Source organism: Acetobacter pasteurianus subsp. pasteurianus LMG 1262 = NBRC 106471 (assembly GCF_000285275.1).
In the GTDB taxonomy this organism is placed as follows: domain Bacteria; phylum Pseudomonadota; class Alphaproteobacteria; order Acetobacterales; family Acetobacteraceae; genus Acetobacter; species Acetobacter pasteurianus.
The window spans coordinates 1-2,556 of the sequence record NZ_CADO01000100.1 but is presented as its reverse complement, the minus strand read 5'-3'; the positions used below and the strand labels follow the sequence as shown (position 1 = coordinate 2,556).

Below are 2,556 nucleotides of genomic sequence, written 5' to 3'. Positions count from 1 at the left end.
AGCTTACGAAAATTTCTTTTACACAAAATAGACTTTTTCATAATCTAACCCGATCACAACCCTTCTGTGAGATTTCCGCGTCGACCTATCAGGGAGAGGATCATGACCGAAAAGACACTTGAGGCCGTTGTTCTGGCAAAGCGTCCTGACGGAAGTATTACGCCGGATGTTTTCGCGACAGTGGAACGTCTCTGGCCCGCGATAAAGGAGGGTGACGTGCTGACACGCACCCTCTTTGCTTCCGTCGATCCCTATATGCGGGGCATTCTCAACGAGGGGCGGACCTATCGTGAAGGACTGGCGGTTGGCGACATGATCCCTGGCGAAACCGTGGGACAGGTCATCCAGTCGAAGCACCCAGCCTTTCGTGAAGGCGCGGTCGTTTCCGGTGCGTTTGGATGGGCGACGGTGCTGGCAACTCCCGGGGACAGGCTGGTCCGGGTTCCCGATGATGTGCCACCGTCAACCTATCTTGGTGTGCTCGGTATGCCTGGTACAACCGCCTATTCGGGTATGACGGATATCGGACAGCCCAAGGCAGGGGAAACGGTTGTTATCTCTGCGGCGTCCGGTCCCGTAGGCGCAACAGCCGGGCAGATAGCCAGGAGAGCAGGAGCGCGGGTGATCGGTATCGCGGGCAGCGTGGAGAAATGTGCGTGGGTCACGGAAATCGCCGGATTTGATGGATGCATCAATCATCATGAAAATCTCGACGAACAGCTTGACGCCCTCTGTCCTGACGGCGTCGATGTCTACTACGAGAACGTTGGGGGTACAGTAGGCCAGGCTGTGATCAGGCGGTTACGTAATCATGCCCGGGTTCCGATCTGCGGTCTGGTCGCTGACTATAATGATCGCGACTATAGCGGGCTGGCGCATGCGCCCACAATCAGCGCGGCTATGCTGCTGTTTCGCAGAGCCCGCATCGAGGGCTTCATTGTCGGTGACCGGCCGGAGCGGTTTGCGGAATGGCGCGCTTTGGCAACTCCCTGGGTTCAGGAAGGTTCTCTTGTTTATAAGGAACAGATTGTAAAGGGTCTGGATCAGGCCCCTCTCGCCCTGGCTGGACAACTGAGTGGACAGAATTTCGGCAAACTTCTTGTGCAGGTTGCAGACGTTCCGACAAACCATGAGTGAGGGTCAACGGAGACAGAAAGTCTGTTTCCTGGGGTCAGTATGCGCAATCGCTCTGGCCCTGATGCCTTGCGTGCCTGCGCAGGCAGCGGACAAGGCGTGGTGTTCCGTATCTGATCCGCAGGCTGCAGGGACTATGCCCGCGCTTCTTCGCCATCTGGCTTCTGTCCGGAACCGGCCGCCAGCGCCTCTGCCACGGGTGCACACGGAAGGCACGTTGCCGCATCACGGTATTTAGGACGAGAGCGTCTCCTCAAAATATGACCTTAAGCTCATGCAAGAGGCAGCGCTGGCCTGGCATGCCGGAGCAGATGACGAATGGCTGAATTTTGCCCGTCGCTATCTGATGGCGTGGATAAAGACCTATAAGCCGAGCTTCAACCCGATCGACGAGACAGGTTTTGACACTCTGATCGACACTTATGTGATGATCGGCCCCTCGCTCCCCGCCTCGGAACGAGAACAGGTCCGATCCTATCTTCAGGATTGGGGTTGGGGATATGTGACAGCCATTATCCATCACGGGCGACGTGCGATCTGGATCAATAACTGGCAGAGCCACCGGATCAAGCTGGTGACAATGATCGCCGTAGCGATCGACGATACCCCGCTGTTTGACAAGGCACGCGATCTTTTCCGCAAGCAGATACAGGCCAATATCGCACTAGACGGGACCACTCTGGATTTTCGGGAACGGGATGCGCTGCACTATGTCGTCTACGACCTTCAGCCGTTGATCCAGGCCGCTCTTGCCGCCAGAACACGCGATGAGGACTGGTATCACTGGACGAGCGATGACGGCTCTTCTCTGGCGAATGCCATGACATGGCTGCTTCCCTATCTGAGCGGAGAGAAGCGACACAGGGAGTTTGTACATTCAGCCGTACGCTTTGACGCGATCCGCGCACAGGCCGGGCTGAAAGGCTATTCGGGCCTGTTTGATCCGCGGACGGCTGGCGCGCTTGTGTGGCTTGCTTCCGCTTTCGACCCGCGTTTTCGTCTTCTCGCGACCCAACTCGCATCACATCCGCCGCTGTTTATATCGATGTGTGGTCAATGAGCGATGCCGTTTATGAAAAAGGACGGGGAGGGAGACTGTTTCTTATCCGAAATGGTCTCTTGTGGTCCGGCATTTTGCAGGACCCAGTCACGGGTTAACTGAGGCGGGAGAGGTTTGAATGATCGTGCAGCGTCAAGTGCGTCGGTTATTGCTGCATCGCCTACACTGTAAGCCGGGTCAGGCGTCAGGTATGCTGGTGGATCCGGACGTCCTTCTGTCATATTTGATGGACACCTCCTCCGCAGCACCCTGAGGCACAGAAATCGGGGAAAAATACTTCCCGTTCAATGATACATCCAAGTTATTGCCTTCGACGCGGATTTCTTCTGTGGTTACCGTCCGTTATGCAAGAGTTTTCTGAC

Annotated in this window: 2 protein-coding genes; both read left to right on the top strand. The window is 56.1% G+C overall.

What is annotated here, in order from left to right; genetic code table 11:
- Positions 1–102 precede the first annotated feature (102 nt).
- On the top strand, positions 103–1,137 hold the full coding sequence (locus tag APA10_RS11590) for an NADP-dependent oxidoreductase (protein ID WP_035366779.1): 1,035 nt from the start codon (positions 103–105) through the stop codon (positions 1,135–1,137).
- Positions 1,138–1,408: 271 nt separating this feature from the next.
- Positions 1,409–2,194, top strand: coding sequence for an alginate lyase family protein (locus APA10_RS11585; protein WP_003631308.1), 786 nt, complete (start codon positions 1,409–1,411; stop codon positions 2,192–2,194).
- Positions 2,195–2,556: the final 362 nt, after the last annotated feature.

Excerpts from the sequence above, each read along its gene's own strand:
- APA10_RS11590 (WP_035366779.1), top strand. The coding sequence starts at position 103 with ATGACCGAAAAGACACTTGAGGCCGTTGTTCTGGCAAAGCGTCCTGAC.
- APA10_RS11585 (WP_003631308.1), top strand. The coding sequence starts at position 1,409 with ATGCAAGAGGCAGCGCTGGCCTGGCATGCCGGAGCAGATGACGAATGG.